At 70.5% G+C, this 14,360-nt stretch carries 16 protein-coding genes; 7 read left to right on the top strand and 9 right to left on the bottom strand.

All coding sequences use genetic code 11. The features are described 5' to 3' along the window. Positions 1-90: 90 nt before the first annotated feature. Positions 91-1,056 (bottom strand): phosphotransferase enzyme family protein, encoded by a 966-nt coding sequence (locus tag ACLQ27_RS29355; RefSeq protein WP_425869763.1) that lies wholly within the window; start codon positions 1,054-1,056, stop codon positions 91-93. Between the two features lie 187 nt (positions 1,057-1,243). On the opposite strand from ACLQ27_RS29355, the gene ACLQ27_RS29350 reads away from it, so the two are divergent. Further along, positions 1,244-1,765 (top strand): GNAT family N-acetyltransferase, encoded by a 522-nt coding sequence (locus ACLQ27_RS29350; RefSeq protein WP_425869761.1) that lies wholly within the window; start codon positions 1,244-1,246, stop codon positions 1,763-1,765. A gap of 9 nt (positions 1,766-1,774) precedes the next feature. Here ACLQ27_RS29350 and ACLQ27_RS29345 read toward each other — a convergent pair whose 3' ends face one another. Continuing rightward, a complete protein-coding gene (locus ACLQ27_RS29345; RefSeq protein ID WP_357573406.1) occupies positions 1,775-2,677 on the bottom strand; it encodes an NADP-dependent oxidoreductase in 903 nt (300 codons plus the stop codon). A 105-nt stretch (positions 2,678-2,782) separates the two neighbouring features. Here ACLQ27_RS29345 and ACLQ27_RS29340 point away from each other — a divergent pair, with 105 nt between their 5' ends. Continuing rightward, on the top strand, positions 2,783-3,181 hold the full coding sequence (locus ACLQ27_RS29340) for a winged helix-turn-helix transcriptional regulator (RefSeq protein WP_234584306.1): 399 nt from the start codon (positions 2,783-2,785) through the stop codon (positions 3,179-3,181). Positions 3,182-3,221: 40 nt separating this feature from the next. On the opposite strand, the gene ACLQ27_RS29335 is transcribed toward ACLQ27_RS29340, so the two are convergent. Both ACLQ27_RS29335 and ACLQ27_RS29330 read right to left on the bottom strand, forming a co-directional pair. Continuing rightward, entirely contained in the window at positions 3,222-3,572 is a 351-nt protein-coding gene (locus ACLQ27_RS29335; RefSeq protein WP_357573405.1) for a DoxX family protein, read from the bottom strand. A 120-nt stretch (positions 3,573-3,692) separates the two neighbouring features. After that, positions 3,693-4,463: a hypothetical protein gene (locus ACLQ27_RS29330; RefSeq protein ID WP_234584308.1), complete on the bottom strand. Its 771-nt coding sequence runs from the start codon at positions 4,461-4,463 to the stop codon at positions 3,693-3,695. 258 nt (positions 4,464-4,721) lie between these two features. Here ACLQ27_RS29330 and ACLQ27_RS29325 point away from each other — a divergent pair, with 258 nt between their 5' ends. From ACLQ27_RS29325 to ACLQ27_RS29315, 3 genes are read left to right on the top strand one after another with little or no spacing between them, the layout of a single operon-like run. Beyond that, positions 4,722-5,558, top strand: a complete 837-nt coding sequence (locus ACLQ27_RS29325) for a CPBP family intramembrane glutamic endopeptidase (RefSeq protein WP_425869758.1) — start codon at positions 4,722-4,724, stop codon at positions 5,556-5,558. Continuing rightward, positions 5,558-6,712, top strand: coding sequence for a sensor histidine kinase (locus ACLQ27_RS29320; protein ID WP_425869756.1), 1,155 nt, complete (start codon positions 5,558-5,560; stop codon positions 6,710-6,712). Before ACLQ27_RS29325 ends, ACLQ27_RS29320 begins: the two co-directional genes overlap by 1 nt. Continuing rightward, positions 6,709-7,368, top strand: a complete 660-nt coding sequence (locus ACLQ27_RS29315; protein WP_357490747.1) for a response regulator transcription factor — start codon at positions 6,709-6,711, stop codon at positions 7,366-7,368. The genes ACLQ27_RS29320 and ACLQ27_RS29315 overlap by 4 nt, the downstream gene beginning before the upstream one ends. Positions 7,369-7,378: 10 nt before the next feature. On the opposite strand, the gene ACLQ27_RS29310 is transcribed toward ACLQ27_RS29315, so the two are convergent. After that, on the bottom strand, positions 7,379-7,978 hold the full coding sequence (locus ACLQ27_RS29310) for a ClpP family protease (RefSeq protein WP_357490745.1): 600 nt from the start codon (positions 7,976-7,978) through the stop codon (positions 7,379-7,381). A gap of 135 nt (positions 7,979-8,113) precedes the next feature. After that, positions 8,114-8,701, bottom strand: a complete 588-nt coding sequence (locus ACLQ27_RS29305) for a helix-turn-helix domain-containing protein (RefSeq protein WP_425869754.1) — start codon at positions 8,699-8,701, stop codon at positions 8,114-8,116. Positions 8,702-8,966: 265 nt separating this feature from the next. Here ACLQ27_RS29305 and ACLQ27_RS29300 point away from each other — a divergent pair, with 265 nt between their 5' ends. Next, positions 8,967-9,980, top strand: a complete 1,014-nt coding sequence (locus tag ACLQ27_RS29300; RefSeq protein ID WP_357490741.1) for a potassium channel family protein — start codon at positions 8,967-8,969, stop codon at positions 9,978-9,980. 10 nt (positions 9,981-9,990) lie between these two features. Here ACLQ27_RS29300 and ACLQ27_RS29295 read toward each other — a convergent pair whose 3' ends face one another. Further along, the gene (locus tag ACLQ27_RS29295; protein WP_234584315.1) at positions 9,991-10,470 is read right to left on the bottom strand and encodes a MarR family winged helix-turn-helix transcriptional regulator; all 480 of its coding nucleotides are present in this window, start codon (positions 10,468-10,470) and stop codon (positions 9,991-9,993) included. Positions 10,471-10,552: 82 nt separating this feature from the next. On the opposite strand from ACLQ27_RS29295, the gene ACLQ27_RS29290 reads away from it, so the two are divergent. Continuing rightward, positions 10,553-11,197: an FMN-dependent NADH-azoreductase gene (locus ACLQ27_RS29290; RefSeq protein WP_234584316.1), complete on the top strand. Its 645-nt coding sequence runs from the start codon at positions 10,553-10,555 to the stop codon at positions 11,195-11,197. Positions 11,198-11,266: 69 nt separating this feature from the next. On the opposite strand, the gene ACLQ27_RS29285 is transcribed toward ACLQ27_RS29290, so the two are convergent. Both ACLQ27_RS29285 and ACLQ27_RS29280 read right to left on the bottom strand, forming a co-directional pair. Next, entirely contained in the window at positions 11,267-12,301 is a 1,035-nt protein-coding gene (locus ACLQ27_RS29285; RefSeq protein ID WP_357490737.1) for a 2-oxoacid:ferredoxin oxidoreductase subunit beta, read from the bottom strand. Continuing rightward, on the bottom strand, positions 12,294-14,141 hold the full coding sequence (locus ACLQ27_RS29280) for a 2-oxoacid:acceptor oxidoreductase subunit alpha (RefSeq protein ID WP_357490735.1): 1,848 nt from the start codon (positions 14,139-14,141) through the stop codon (positions 12,294-12,296). Before ACLQ27_RS29280 ends, ACLQ27_RS29285 begins: the two co-directional genes overlap by 8 nt. Positions 14,142-14,360: the final 219 nt, after the last annotated feature.

Here is a 14,360-nt window from a genome sequence, read left to right as displayed (position 1 = left end):
CGCAGCCCTCCACGCAGATGCTGCATTGATGGATCAACCGCAAGTGCGACGCGACAGGTTGTGGCAGCGCGCTGACCGGTCGGGAGCAGGTCAGGGCGTGTAGGTGGTCTCGGCGACGGTCTCGGCGATGCGGGTCAGCCAGTGCCTGTCATTGGCCTGGGATTCTGGACTGGACTCGGGGCTGAGGATGCTGGACAGAAATGCGGCGACGTCGTCGAGCTGCCGCTCGGCGCGGTAGTAGCTCAGCATGGTCTGGTCTGGTTCCAGCGGCCCGTAGCCTCGGCGGAAGAGCTCCGCCCGGTGGGCGTTGACCGGGTGGTCGCCGAAGTCCTGGCTGTAGACGAACATCAGGTCCCGCTCGCGCGGTGCCAGGATCGGCGCATCCCAGTCCACGACGTGCAGCGGACCGTCGCCGTCAGCGAGCAGGTTGCCGGGGTGGATGTCGGCGTGGCAGATCACGTGGTGCGCGTGCGTCACTCGGGAGGCGAGCTCATCGACCGTTGCCGACAACCGGTGCAGCGCCGCACCGTACCGGTCCCAGAAGGCGCCGAGGGCCTCGCTCGCCGCAGCCTGCTTCCCGAGGACGCGTAGCCGCTCGCCCGCGTTCGATCGGTAGGTCTCGACCGGCAGGACCCCGGCGAGGTCGGCGCTCGGCCTGACCGCGTGCAGCCGACCCAGGAACTCGCCGTACTCGACCCACTGACGGTCGGTGAGACCGCGATCCCACAGACTGCCGCCGTCGTGGAACGGATAGAGCAGCAGCTGGTAGTGCCCGAACCCGCGACCGGCTCCGCCCTCGGGAAGGTCGATCGGCGCGACGACCTGCCGGACGCCCTGCGCTCGGAGAAAGCGGGGCAACAGGACTGCTGCCTCGGTGAACTCACCGCGGCGCATCTTCAGGAAGTAGCGCTCGCCGGTAGCCGTGTCGACCCGGTACGCCCACGCACTCTCGTCGAGCCCGACCGGCAGAAAGACGAGGTCGGTGACGTCCACGGCCCAGGCGGCGGCCACCTCAGCGGCCAGCAACCGCTGGTCGACGCGAGGCTTGTCGAACATCGACGGAGCGTCGCAGAGTGCAGTCCGGCCGGCAACAGATTTGCCATCGGTAGGCGGATTCAGCGGAAAGCGTCCGGCTCGCGGCCGGAACGGCTGTCGACAGCAACGTCATGGGACGGCGGCGCTCTGACGAGCGTTGGGACGGTAATGCTGGCCCGGCCGCTGGGCCAGCATTACCGTCGGCCGCATGCCCGAACTGATCCTGCCGACCATCGACCTGCATGCTGCCTTCCTGCGGTGCCGCGACGACTGGGGCCCCGGCGTGCACGAGGACGGCTTCGGTCTGGGCGCTGACGACGACGTGGATTCGCCGGATGGCTTCGCCGACTGGGTGCGTCAGCGGACCCGGCTGGTCCATCCCGCCGGAACTCCGTGCCCGGACGAGGAGCACGGCTCGCCTCGGTGGATCGTCGCAGACGGTCAGGTTCTCGGTGCAATCGCGCTGCGGCACACGTTCGACGACGCCCTCGGGCAGATCGGCTACGGCGTACGCCCGTCCGCGCGTGGACGCGGCGTGGCGAGTTGGGCGCTGGGCGAGATGCTCAAGGAGGCCCGGGCTGCGCTGGGCCTGGACCGTGTCCTTGTCATCTGCCTCGCGGACAACCTTGCCTCGGCGCGAACCGTCGAACGCAACGGCGGTGTTCTTGACGGCATCCGCGACACCGGACATGGCCCGGTGAGGCGCTACTGGATCAACCTGGTGGGGTGATTCCGCCGGTCAGGGGATGATGACCACGCCGCCGCGTACGCCGCCCTGGGCGAGCCGTTCGTGGGCGGTGGCCGCGGCGGCGAAGGGGTACACGCCGGCGACCCGCAGCGGGATGTCGCCGCTGGTGACGAGCTTGACCAGTTCTGCCAGCCGGGATCCGTCCGACTCCACCTCCAGCGCGAAGGTTTGGATGCCCCGCACCGGCTCCGGGCGCAGCGGAGGTGACGCGGCCACGTAGCCGCCGCCGTCCCGGACGCGGTCCAGCAGCGAGGAACCGATCACCGCCAGGTCGATGACCGCGTCGTACGTCCCGGTCGGTTCGTCGGAGCGCGACAGGAACGCCGCGCCCAGCGATTCGACGAACTCGCGGTCGTCGGGGCCGGCGAGGCCGGTGGCCCGCAGGCCGGCCGCCCGCGCCAGGGCCAGGACGAACCCGCCGACCTGCCCGGCGGCGCCGGTGACGAGCACTGTCGAGCCCGCCGGGAGCGCGAGCAGGTCGAGAGCCTGGGCGGCGGCGAGGCCGTTGGTCGGCAGGGTCGCCGCCTCGGTGGCGGGGACGCCGGTGGGTGCGGGGGTCAGCGAGGTGGCGTCGAGCACCACGTACTCCGCGTGGGCGCCGGTGGTGGTTTGCAGCCACGGCGAGAAGCCGATGACCTCATCGCCGATCGTGTGCTCGTCGACCGATGGCCCGACGGCGTCGACGGTGCCGACCACGTCCCACCCGGGCGTGTACGGCAGGCCGGTCGGCAGCGGCGCCGGGAACCCGCCGGAGCGGACGATGAGGTCGACCGGGTGGACGACGGACGCGGCGACGCGCACCCGCACCTGTCCCGGGCCGGCTTCGGGCGTCGGTACGTCGGCCACGTGCAGGACCTCCGGGCCTCCGAACTCTTCGTAGCGGACTGCGCGCATCGTCGTCTCCTTCGTAGCTGTCGTGATCACCTCGACCGTACGAAGTGGCGGGCACCATAAGGAAGTAGGTACCTTGGAGTGCCTAGGGCACCGCAGGAGGGCAAGATGGCGACGACAACGGCGGCGCAACGCCGCGAGCAGGCAAAACGTGATTACGACGCGTTCCTGGAGCGCTGCCCGACGCGGGAGCTGCTGAGCAGGCTCACCGACAAGTGGGTGGCGCTGGTGATCCCGGCGCTTGCCAACGGCCCGCAACGGCACGGCGAGCTCGCCCGCCGCATCGCCGGCATCAGTCAGAAGATGCTCACGCAGACCCTGCGGACGCTGGAGCGCGACGGCCTGGTCACCCGCACGGTCACGGCGTCGGTGCCGGTCCGCGTCGACTACGAGCTCACCCCGCTGGGCCATGAACTGTTCCCGGTCATGATCTCCATCAAGGACTGGGCGGAATCACACATGGACCGGGTGTTCGAAGCCCGAGCCCGATTCGACGCACTCCCCTGAGGAGTCGCGGTCCAGCGGCGACCGTGGGGCGTCCGGGCAGTCACCAGCGGTAGGCCAGGTGAACGGCGAGCGCGGCCAGCACGGTGACGAAGAAGACGGCCCATCCCACGAGATCGCGTGATCCCACCCGGAGGTGGGCGATGAGCGCGCCGACGAAGTAGAGCACCAGCCCCGCCGCGGCGAGCGTCCCCAGCAGCGGTACGGCGAAACCGGCAAGGAGCCCCACGGAGCCGGCCGCCAACAGCAGGCCCAGCACCGGTAGCCAGGACCGTGGCACCCGCTTCATGTCCGCCTGGGCCTTGGGATAGTCGTGGCCGATGAGGTAGGTGACCGCGGCGGTGCCGGTGAACACCGAGGCGATGATGGTGACTGTCACGTAAGCGGCGAACATGCACCCTCCCTGTGGTTGTCACCTCAGGGACGGGGCAGCTCCGCGAAACGTTACGGGCGCGCGCTCAGCAGAAAGCGGTGCCCTCCGGGTCATCCCGGAGGGCACCGCTTCGTCGCAGGGTCAGAGGAACTTGTACATGTCCGCGGAGGCGGGCTCGGTGTCGCCGGCGGGCGGCGCGGTCACCGAGACCTTCTCGCCGAAGCCGCTCATCTTCATGTCGGTGACGAGATCACCGAGGCTCTTCGTGGCGACCGTGTAGGAGAGCGCGGTGAGCCGGCCGTCGGCGTCGACTGTCGCCTCGAAGGGGACCGCCGCCGGGTCCTTCGCCAGCTTGGCGGTGGACTTGAGGCCGTCGCGCATCCCACCGTCGGTGCCGGCGGCCTCCGCGGCCTTGTTCAGGTCGGCGGTGCCGCTGTAGCGGCCGGGGCTCACCTCCTGGGCGGTCACGATGCCGCCGATGATGCCGGTCTGCGCCTTGAGGTCGAACGACTGGCGCAGCGAGCTGGTCGGCCGGAGCTTGTTGAGGTCGATCTTCATCCAGGGCTTCTCGCCCTCGAGCGAGTCTGACTTGATGTAGGCGGCATCGCCGATCAGCCGGGCCTCGATCGGCTCCGGGGCGTTCCCGGTGACGTGGATCGCCTTGGCGGCGGGGTCCATCTTGCCGCTGAGGGTGATCGACTGGTTGCCGGCCTTGACCGAGGCGTCCATGGTGACCGTGCCAGCGAGACTGCGGTCCATGGCCTGTCGCACGGCGGCGACCGGTTCGACCTTGGACGTGGCGGGGGCCGCGGAGGGCCCGGCCCCTCCGGTGCTGTCACCGGAGCTGGTGCCGCAGCCGGCCACGAGGGCGGCGGCGAGGGCAATCGAAAGGGTAGGGATCAGTCGACGCATAGACGTGACCCTAACCGCCCACCGCTACCCGATTTTCACGAGTGGCGGACGCCGCGCGAACAGGCCGAGGCGACAGGTGCAGGAGCCGGACGGTTTTCAGCTGTCCCGCTCGGCTGAGAACCTGGTCGACGAGGCCGTTGTCCCTCGTGCGAGCTACCCGCAAGTGTCCACCGCGCGGTGACGATTCCTGACCGGCGGCTCCATAGCGTTTGACGTGGCCGCGGCGCTACCGCCGCGGACCTCGTTGAAGGAGTCATCATGCGCCTGTTGAAGCAGCTCGTGACCGTTGCGGCGGTCGCCTTCGTCGGTGGCCAGGCCATCGCCGCGGTCGAGGGAAACGACTTGCTCACCCTGCTCCTCGGTCTGTCGACGGCCGTGGTCGCCGTCCTCGTCTACGGGTGGGTGGTACGGCGTACCGAACGTCGCCCGGTCACCGAGTTGGCGCGGTCCGGGGCAGGCGCTCGGATCACCCGAGGACTTCTGATCGGGTTCGCGATGTTCGCGGCGGTGATCGTCAACATCGCCTTCGTTGCCGACTATGACATCGACGGACTGGGGTCGGTGACCGGCGCGGTGGCGCTGCTCGGGTTCATGGCCGCCGCCGCCGTGACCGAGGAGTTGATGTTCCGGGGTGTGCTGTTCCGGATCGTCGAGGAGCGTACGGGCACCTGGATCGCGCTGGCGCTCACCGGCGCGGTGTTCGGCCTGATGCACCTGTTCAACCCCGACGCCAGCGTGTGGGGTGCGATCTGCATCGCGGTCGAGGCCGGGTTCATGCTCGCGGCCTGCTACGCCGCCACCCGCAACCTGTGGGTGCCGATCGGCCTGCACTTCGCTTGGAACTTCGCCGCCGGCGGTATTTTCAGCGTGGTGGTCTCCGGGAACGGCGAGTCCGAGGGCCTGCTGGACACCTCGCTGTCGGGCCCGGCCCTGGTCACCGGCGGCGACTTCGGACCGGAGGGCAGCCTGTACACGGTGGCGGCGGGCGTGGCGCTGACCGTGGTGTTCATGTGGCTGGCTCGCCGCCGGGGTCACATCGTCCCGCGTCGCCGCAAGGCGGTCGTCGCCGAGCCGGCGCCAGTTACGGTTTCCTGATGATCGACCTTCGGATGGTCCCGGGCTCGTGGCGGCGGTGGCCCGTCACGGTCCGGGATCTACCGTTGGCGCTGCTGCTCGCTCTGGCGTCGGTGGTGCCGCCGCTCCGCAATCACGGTACGCAGCTCGGCGACCTGCCGGGGCGTCCCTTCGACGCGCTGACCGTCGCGGTGATCGCCCTGGAGTGCCTCCCACTCGCCGTCCGCCGGCGCTGGCCTGCCCTCTGCCTCGCCCTGGTGTCGGTCGGTTTCGTGATCGACCAGCTGCGCGCCTATCACACGGTGGCGGGCTCCGCGTTGGCGATCGCGCTGCTGAGCGCAGGGGCACACGTGCAACGTCATCGACGTGCCACCATGGTGCTGGGCTCCGCCGCGTACGTGGCGCTGGCCGTCGCTCTCGACCGACAGGGGTCGACCGAGGGCGTGCTCGGCTTCGCCACGTTCTACCTGTTGCTGGTCCTCGCGTGGGGCGTCGGCGCGTGGTTGCGGGAGGCCCGGGCCGTCGAAGCCGAACGCCGTCGCCATGTCGCGGCGACCGCCCGCGCCGCCGAACGCACCCGCATCGCGAGCGAACTCCACGACATCGTGACTCACCATGTGACGGCGATGGTCGTGCAGGCCGAGGCGGCCCGCTACCTGACCGCCGCCCCGGAGCGCCTCGACACGACCCTGACCGCCATCACCGACACCGGCCGCCGGGCCATCACCGATCTGCGGCACCTGCTCGACCTGCTCAACCCCGACCACAGCACCGACCCGCGTACGCCGGCCGTGGGCGAGCTGCACGCCCTCGTGGCGCAGACGCGGCAGGCGGGTCAGCCGGTGGATTTCACCGAGGTCGGCAGCCCCGCGGAGACGACAGGCGGTGCCGAGGTGGTCGCCTACCGGGTGGTGCAGGAGGCGCTGACGAACGCCCTCAAGTACGCGCGCGGCAGCCGCACCACTGTTCACGTACAGCACGGCGAGAGGGAGACCACTGTGCAGGTCAGCACCGAGGGTTCGGGTTCGTACTCCGAGGGTCCCGGCGGGAGCGGGCGTGGCCTCGCGGGACTGCGCGAACGGGTCGACGTGCTCGGTGGCGACTTCAGCGCGGGACGGCAGGCGGACGGCAGCTTCGTCGTGCGTGCCTGCATTCCCACCGGCAGCCCGTCATGACGACGCCGATCCGGGTGCTGGTCTGCGACGATCAGGCGTTGATCCGCACCGGCTTCGCGACGATCATCGGCGCTCAGCCCGATCTCGAGGTGGTGGGTGAGTGCGGCGACGGGCGTGCCGCGGTCGACCTCGCCAGGCGGCTGCATCCGGACGTGGTCGTGATGGACGTACGGATGCCGGTGCTCGACGGCATCAAGGCGACGCGCCTGCTGGCCGGTGCCGGGGTGGCCCAGCCCGTGAAGGTGCTGGTGGTGACGACGTTCAACCTCGACGAGTACGTGTACGAGGCGCTGCGCGCGGGAGCGAGCGGGTTCCTGCTGAAGGACGCCCCGCCGACCCAACTGCTGCACGGTATCCGCACCGTCGCGAGCGGTGCGGCACTGCTGGCGCCCGAGGTGACCCGACAGCTCGTTGGCAGGTACGCGGCGCGGATCCGCCCCGCCGAGGGCACGCCGGACGACGTCGGGCTGACCCCACGTGAGCTGGAGGTGTTGCGCCTCATCGCGGATGGCCTGTCCAACAGCGAGATCGCCGCGACGCTGGTGATCAGCCAGGAGACCGTCAAGACGTACGTGTCACGCATCCTCACCAAGCTCGACCTGCGCGACCGAGTACAGGCGGTGGTCTACGCCTACCGCGCGGGCCTGGTGACGTAGGAGTCCGACGTCAGTCCGCCGGCAGTTGATCGGCGCGGGTGAGCACCCGGTCGACGAGGCCGTACTCCCGGGCCTGCTCGGCGGTGAACCAGCGGTCCCGGTCCCAGTCCCGCTGGATCTCGTCGAGCGTCCGTCCACTGTGCTCGGCGATCAGCTCCTGCATGGTCCGCTTCACGTGCAGCATGTTCTCGGCCTGGATGGTGATGTCCGAGGCGGTGCCGCCCATCCCGCCGGAGGGCTGGTGCATCATGATCCGCGAGTGCGGCAGCGCGTACCGCTTGCCGGCCGCGCCCGCGCACAGCAGGAACTGCCCCATCGAGCCCGCGAACCCGAGCGCCAGCGTGGCCACGTCGTTGCGGACGTAGCGCATCGTGTCGTAGACCGCCATTCCGGCGCTCACCGAGCCACCCGGCGAGTTGATGTAGAGGTAGATGTCCCGCTCGGCGTCCTCGGCCGCGAGCAGCAGGATCTGCCCGCAGATCTGGTTGGCCGACTCCTCGGTCACCTCGGTGCCGAGAAAGACGATCCGCTCCCGCAGCAGCCGCTCGAACACCTGGTCACCGAATGTCGGTTGCCCACTGTCCCGCATCTGTACGCCGTACCCGATCATTCGTCGCCGCCCTCCGCCGTGCCGGCGGGCGGGGAAACCACCCGGGGGACCGGCACCTCCAGCCTGCGGCGGTGACCGGCGGCCGGCCAGGGATTCTGCCGCCGGCAGATCCGCCGACGGCAGAACCCGGCGGGCCTACACCAGGGTCAGCCGCCGCCGGCCCGCCACGGCCCGACGGCAGGCCAGCATCTTGGAGGTACGCGGGCCGGGGCGCCCGGCCGGCGCGGAGGCGATCAGCCGGACGCGCAGCCCCGCCCCGCCAACTGTCGACCCGACCGGCGATGCCGGACCGCCGACGTGCAGGATCGGCCCGCCCAGCCGCAGCACCGGCCCGGCCGGCTGCCGGACGGGGGCCGGGACGGCGGCCACGGGTGGCGTGGACCCACCCGGCTGGAAGCCGATCCGGAAGGTTGAACCGGTCTCGGTGCGCGCCGAGGGCACCCGCTCCAGCCGGGCCAGCGCGGCCCGGGGTGCGGCGGGGAGGCGACGTTCGACGCGGCGCAGGTCGTCGCGGGCCGCTTCGAGCAGGTCGGAGAGTTGGATGCCGAGCGCCCGGCAGATCGCCGCGAGCACCTCCGAGGATGCCTCCTTGCGGCCGCGCTCGACCTCGGACAGGTAGGGCACGGAGACCCCGGCGGACGCGGCCACCTCGCGCAGTGTGCGGCCCTGGCTCTGGCGCAGCCGGCGCAGCACCCCGCCGATCACTCGTCGCAGCAACGACATGCCGACCTCACTCTCGCGGTCGTCGGAGGAACACCTCCATCATGCCGGTTGTCGGACCGGTCGGCGGTCCCGTGCGGTCGCGCGCCGCAGCCGTCCGCCGCTCGTCACGGATCCCGGCTGCCGGCCCGCACCGGGCTCGGTGGTGTCGTCCGACAGTGGCGTGCCGGGGGCGGTGCGGTGTCCGCTGCGCGACCCGGGCGTGCGGCGTGCGGCGTACCCGCTATGTTGTGCTCGTGCAGGCGACGGCGGCGGAGCAGGTTCGACGGTGATCCATTTTCCCGCGCAGCGCCGGGGCCCGCTGAGCGCGCTGAGCCTTCGGCTCGCGGCCGCCCTGGGTCTGGTCTTCGCCGTGGTGGCGGCGGTCTATCTGGACCGGGACGGCTACCGCGACGTCAACGAGGACGGCCTCACCCTGCTCGACTGCTTCTACTACGCGGTCGTCTCGCTCTCCACGACCGGTTACGGGGACATCACCCCGGCCGCGCCGTCGGCCCGGCTGGTCAACGTCCTGTTCGTCACCCCGGCCCGGGTGCTCTTCCTGATCATCCTGGTCGGCACCACCCTCGAAGTCCTGACCGAGCAGTACCGGACCGGCCGTCGCCTGTCGCGGTGGAGGAGAGTCGTGAAGGACCACGTCATCATCTGCGGCTACGGCACCAAGGGCCGCAGTGCGGTCAACGCCCTGATGGAGAACGGCCTGGACAAGTCGAGGATCGTGGTGGTGGAGCGCAGCAGCGCCGCCCTGCGGCAGGCCACGTCGGCCGGGCTGGTGGCGATCGAGGGGTCGGCGACGCGGTCGTCGGTGCTGAACGAGGCGCACGTGCGCAACGCGAAGGCAGTGATCATCGCGACCGACAGTGACGATGCCTCGGTGCTGGTGGCGCTGACCGTACGGCAGCTCACCGCCGGGCAGGTCCGGATCATCGCGGCGGCACGGGAGGCGGAGAACGCCCCGCTGCTCAAGCAGAGCGGCGCGCACCACGTCATCGTCTCCTCGGCGACCGCCGGCCGGCTGCTCGGCCTGTCCACCTCGGCGCCGCCGTTGATCGACGTGGTGGAGGACCTGCTCACGCCCGGGCAGGGCATGGCGCTGGCGATGCGCTCGGCGGAGCGGGACGAGGTGGGTCGCTCGCCGCGCGAGCTGGATTCCCTCGTGATCGCCCTGGTGCGACGCGGCAAGGTGGTCACCCTGGCCGACCGGGCCGGTGCGGTGATCGAGACCGGCGACATGCTGGTGCACGTCCGCGACGACCGCCCGCAGTCCACGGCGACTGTCTGACGCTGGCACGTCAGCAGGCGTCGGGCTCCTCGATGAGCGCTTCGCCGCAGCTGATCGGTGTCGTGGTGGCGGCCCGCCTGAGCAGCTCGTAGAGCGTTTCCCGCTCGGCCGGCTCCAGCGCCCCGAACACCTCGTCCTCGGCGCCCGCGAGGGCGCATTCCGCCTCTTTGAGGCGTTTCGCACCATCTTCGGTGAGTTCGACGACGTGTCGGCGGCGGTCCTGGGGTGACCGTCGCCGCTCGACCAGGTCTTTCGCCTCGAGATCGTTGAGCAGCCCGACGATGTTGGTGCTGTCCATCTCCAGGGTGCTGGCGAGCGCCTGCTGGCTGGTGCCGCCGCCCGCGCGCAGCACCGTGAGCGCGACCAGGTGTCGGGGCCGCAGGCCCAGTGGCGCGAGCACCGACTCGGCCCGCAGTCGCATCCGCCGCGCCAGGTGATCCAGCAGGGCTCCTGAGCGGTGCTCCGAGGGATCCAGCGGTAGGGCGGACATGTGACCCAGTCTACCGAGCCGTCGGAACATCTGCCTGCTATAAATAGTTGGCGCTACACAGACGATCCTTGGAGGAGAAATCATGAACCTGCTGCATATCGATTCGAGCATCCGGGGTGACTGGTCGGTCAGTCGGCGGCTCACCGCCCGTGCCGCCGCGGCCTGGCGCGCGGCACACCCCGACGGCACGGTGACCTACCGTGACCTGGGCGCCGAGCCGCTGCCGCACCTGGACTCGGAGGGCGGGCTGGCGCGGATGACGCCGCCGGAGCAGCACACTCCGGCCCAGCGCGAGTCCTGGGAGCTCAGCGTGCGGTTGGTCGACGAGGTGAAGCAGGCCGACGTGGTGCTGCTCGGGCTGCCGCTCTACAACTACGGGGCGCCGAGCAGCGTGAAGTCCTGGGTCGACCACCTGATCGTCGCCGGCCTCACCTACGACCCGACGACGCAGGAGGGCCTGCTCAGCGGCCGCGAGTTCGTGGTGCTGGCCACCCGGGGTGGCGGCTACGGCGAGGGCACCCCGCGACACGGCTGGGACCACGCGGAGCAGTGGCTCCCGCACGGCCTGTCGATGACCGGCCTGGAGCCGCGTTTCATCAGCACCGAGCTGACCCTGGCCCCGTCGGTGCCGGCGATGGCCGAGCTGATCCCGCTGCACGAGGCGAGCCTCGCGGCGACCGAGAAGGAGATCGACAACCTCTGGCTGCCGGCCTCCGCCCAGCGCTGAAGCAACGCCGGAACGACGAGAGCGGCCGCCCCCGAACTGGGGACGGCCGCTCTCGTCAGGTACGCCGAATCAGAGGATCGTCCAGGTGTCGCCACTGCCCAGCAGGCCGGCGAGCTGCTGCTCGGGGGTCTCGGTGACAGTCGCCTTCGCCGCCGCGAGCTGGCCCTGGACCACGCTGTCGTAGGACGGCCGGTCCACCGACCGGAACACCCCGATCGGGGTGTTGCGCAGGTCCAGGCCGGGCAGCCGGGACAGCGCGAAGGCGTACGCGGGGTCGGTCACCGTCGCGTCGTGCACGACGATCTCCTCCGGGCGGACCGAGGCGGTCTCCCGGACCTCCAGGCCGAACGCGCCCGGCGGGTGCACCACGCAGAACCGCCCGTCCGCGCCGAAGGTGATCGGCTGCCCGTGTTCGAGGCGGATCAGGTAGTCGTCCCGGGTGGACGGGTCCTTGAGCTGTTCGAACGCCCCATCGTTGAAGATGTTGCAGTTCTGGTAGATCTCCACGAAGGCCGAACCCTCGTGCTCGGCGGCGGCCCGCAGCACCGACTGCAGGTGCTTGCGGTCCGAGTCGATGGTCCGACCGACGAAGCTGGCCTCCGCGCCGAGCGCGAGCGAGAGCGGGTTGAACGGTGCGTCGGCCGAGCCGGCCGGGGTCGACTTGGTGACCTTGCCGACCTCGGAGGTGGGCGAGTACTGACCCTTCGTCAGGCCGTAGATCCGGTTGTTGAACAGCAGGATCTTGAGGTTGACGTTGCGGCGCAGCGCGTGGATCAGGTGGTTGCCGCCGATGGACAGCGCGTCGCCGTCACCGGTGACCACCCAGACCGACAGGTCCGGCCGGGACACCGACAGGCCGGTCGCGATCGCCGGGGCGCGGCCGTGGATCGAGTGCATCCCGTACGTGTTCATGTAGTACGGGAAGCGGGACGAGCAGCCGATCCCGGAGACGAACACCGTCCGCTCGCGGGGGATGTTCAGCTCCGGCATGAACTGCTGGATGGCCGCCAGGATCGCGTAGTCACCGCAGCCGGGGCACCAGCGCACCTCCTGGTCGGACTTGAAGTCCTTCGCGGTGAGCTTGAGGGCGACGGGCTCAGACATTCTTCAGGACCTCTTCCAGCGTCGTCTCCAGCTCGGCGGCCGTGAACGGCAGGCCGCGGACCTGGTTGTAGCTGATCGCGTCGACCAGGTAGCGGGCCCGGATGACGTGGGCCAGCTGGCCCAGGTTCATCTCCGGGATGACCACCTTGTCGTAGGAGCGCAGCACCTCACCGAGGTTGGCCGGCATCGGGGCCAGGTGCCGCAGGTGCGCCTGGGCGATGGACAGCCCGCGCTGGCGGACGCCACGGCAGGCGGCGCCGATCGGCCCGTACGTCGAGCCCCAGCCGAGCACCAGCACCCGCGCGTCGCCGTCCGGGTCCTCCACCTCGATGTCCGGCACCGGGATCGTCTCGATCCGGGCCGCCCGGGTGCGGACCATGAAGTCGTGGTTCGCCGGGTCGTACGAGATGTCACCGGTCTTGTCGGCCTTCTCCAGCCCACCGATGCGGTGCTCCAGCCCCGGGGTGCCGGGGATCGCCCACGGCCGGGCCAGGGTCTCCGGGTCACGCAGGTACGGCAGGAAGGTCGTGCCGTCGTCGCCGTTGGGCCTGGTGGCGAACTCGACCCGCAGGTCGGGCAGCGACTCCACGTCGGGCAGCAGCCACGGCTCGGAACCGTTGGCCACGTAGTTGTCCGACAGCAGGATCACCGGCGTGCGGTAGGTCAACGCGATCCGCGCCGCCTCCAACGCCGCGAAGAAACAGTCCGACGGCGACTTGGGCGCGATCACCGCGACCGGCGCCTCGCCGTGCCTGCCGTACAGCGCCATGTTGAGATCGGCCTGCTCGGTCTTGGTCGGCATGCCCGTCGACGGCCCGGCCCGCTGCACGTCCACGATCACCAACGGCAACTCCAACGCCACCGCCAGGGAGATCGTCTCGCTCTTGAGCGCCACACCCGGCCCGCTGGTGGTGGTCACCCCGAGCGACCCGCCATAGGACGCGCCCAGCGCCGCGCCGACCGCGGCGATCTCGTCCTCGGCCTGCATGGTCAGCACGCCGAAGCGCTTGTGCTTGCTCAGCTCGTGCAGGATGTCCGACGCCGGAGTGATCGGGTACGCCCCGAGGAAGACCGGCAACCCCGAGCGCACCCCGGCGGCGACCAGGCCCAGCGAGAGCGCGGCGTTGCCGGTGATGTTGCGGTAGGTGCCGGGATGCATCTTCGCCGGCTTGACCTCGTAGCGGACCGCGAAGTCCTCGGTGGTCTCGCCGAAGTTCCAGCCGGCCTTGAAGGCGGCCACGTTCGCGGCGACCAGCTCGGGACGGGCCGCGAACTTGCGCTCCAGAAAGCGCAGGGTCGACTCGTACGGCCGGGAGTACATCCAGGAGAGCAGACCGAGGGCGAACATGTTCTTCGACCGCTCGGCGTCCTTCTTGGACACCTCGTACGCGGCGAGCGCCCCGACCGTCATCGACGTCAGCGCCACCGGGTGCACGACGTAGCCGGCCAACGAGTCGTCGTCCAGCGGGCTGGTCTGGTAGCCGACCTTGGCCAGGTTGCGCCGGGTGAACTCGTCGGTGTTGACGATGATGTCCGCGCCGCGCGGCAGGTCGGCCAGGTTGGCCTTGAGCGCGGCCGGGTTCATCGCCACCAGCACGTTCGGCGCGTCGCCCGGCGTGAGGATGTCGTAGTCGGCGAAGTGCACCTGGAAGCTCGACACACCGGGCAGGGTGCCGGCGGGAGCCCGGATCTCAGCGGGGAAGTTCGGCAGCGTGGAGATGTCGTTGCCGAGCTGCGCCGTCTCGGAGGTGAACCGGTCGCCGGTCAACTGCATGCCGTCGCCGGAGTCGCCGGCGAACCGGATGACCACCCGGTCGAGTTGACGGATCTGCTTGGTCACTGTGCCACCTTCGTTCGCGACTGCGGGCCCGCAAGCGCTGTCGTTCCTCCCCCAGAGCCTACGTCGAACGGACCCCCGACCCTCCCCGGAGGTCCGCCGACTGAGACCCGATCGACCCGATATTTGCCCAAGTTTGCGGGGTTTCGCCCTGGCCGCCGTAATTCAGATCACCGTCCCCGGCCGGCCGCGACCCCGGCCGGGGACGGCCAGGGTCGTCGA

The sequence above is a fragment of the Micromonospora sp. DT63 genome (genome assembly GCF_049841615.1).
Classification (GTDB): Bacteria; Actinomycetota; Actinomycetes; order Mycobacteriales; family Micromonosporaceae; genus Micromonospora.
Note: the sequence above shows the minus strand (reverse complement) of the source record. Positions and strands in the feature narration are given on the sequence as shown.

What these genes read in the sequence shown, in the direction of transcription:
- ACLQ27_RS29355 (WP_425869763.1), bottom strand. Translation starts at nt 1,056, where the DNA reads ATGTTCGACAAGCCTCGCGTCGACCAGCGGTTGCTGGCCGCTGAGGTG.
- ACLQ27_RS29350 (WP_425869761.1), top strand. Translation starts at nt 1,244, where the DNA reads ATGCCCGAACTGATCCTGCCGACCATCGACCTGCATGCTGCCTTCCTG.
- ACLQ27_RS29345 (WP_357573406.1), bottom strand. Translation starts at nt 2,677, where the DNA reads ATGCGCGCAGTCCGCTACGAAGAGTTCGGAGGCCCGGAGGTCCTGCAC.
- ACLQ27_RS29340 (WP_234584306.1), top strand. Translation starts at nt 2,783, where the DNA reads ATGGCGACGACAACGGCGGCGCAACGCCGCGAGCAGGCAAAACGTGAT.
- ACLQ27_RS29335 (WP_357573405.1), bottom strand. Translation starts at nt 3,572, where the DNA reads ATGTTCGCCGCTTACGTGACAGTCACCATCATCGCCTCGGTGTTCACC.
- ACLQ27_RS29330 (WP_234584308.1), bottom strand. Translation starts at nt 4,463, where the DNA reads ATGCGTCGACTGATCCCTACCCTTTCGATTGCCCTCGCCGCCGCCCTC.
- ACLQ27_RS29325 (WP_425869758.1), top strand. Translation starts at nt 4,722, where the DNA reads ATGCGCCTGTTGAAGCAGCTCGTGACCGTTGCGGCGGTCGCCTTCGTC.
- ACLQ27_RS29320 (WP_425869756.1), top strand. Translation starts at nt 5,558, where the DNA reads ATGATCGACCTTCGGATGGTCCCGGGCTCGTGGCGGCGGTGGCCCGTC.
- ACLQ27_RS29315 (WP_357490747.1), top strand. Translation starts at nt 6,709, where the DNA reads ATGACGACGCCGATCCGGGTGCTGGTCTGCGACGATCAGGCGTTGATC.
- ACLQ27_RS29310 (WP_357490745.1), bottom strand. Translation starts at nt 7,978, where the DNA reads ATGATCGGGTACGGCGTACAGATGCGGGACAGTGGGCAACCGACATTC.
- ACLQ27_RS29305 (WP_425869754.1), bottom strand. Translation starts at nt 8,701, where the DNA reads ATGTCGTTGCTGCGACGAGTGATCGGCGGGGTGCTGCGCCGGCTGCGC.
- ACLQ27_RS29295 (WP_234584315.1), bottom strand. Translation starts at nt 10,470, where the DNA reads ATGTCCGCCCTACCGCTGGATCCCTCGGAGCACCGCTCAGGAGCCCTG.
- ACLQ27_RS29290 (WP_234584316.1), top strand. Translation starts at nt 10,553, where the DNA reads ATGAACCTGCTGCATATCGATTCGAGCATCCGGGGTGACTGGTCGGTC.
- ACLQ27_RS29285 (WP_357490737.1), bottom strand. Translation starts at nt 12,301, where the DNA reads ATGTCTGAGCCCGTCGCCCTCAAGCTCACCGCGAAGGACTTCAAGTCC.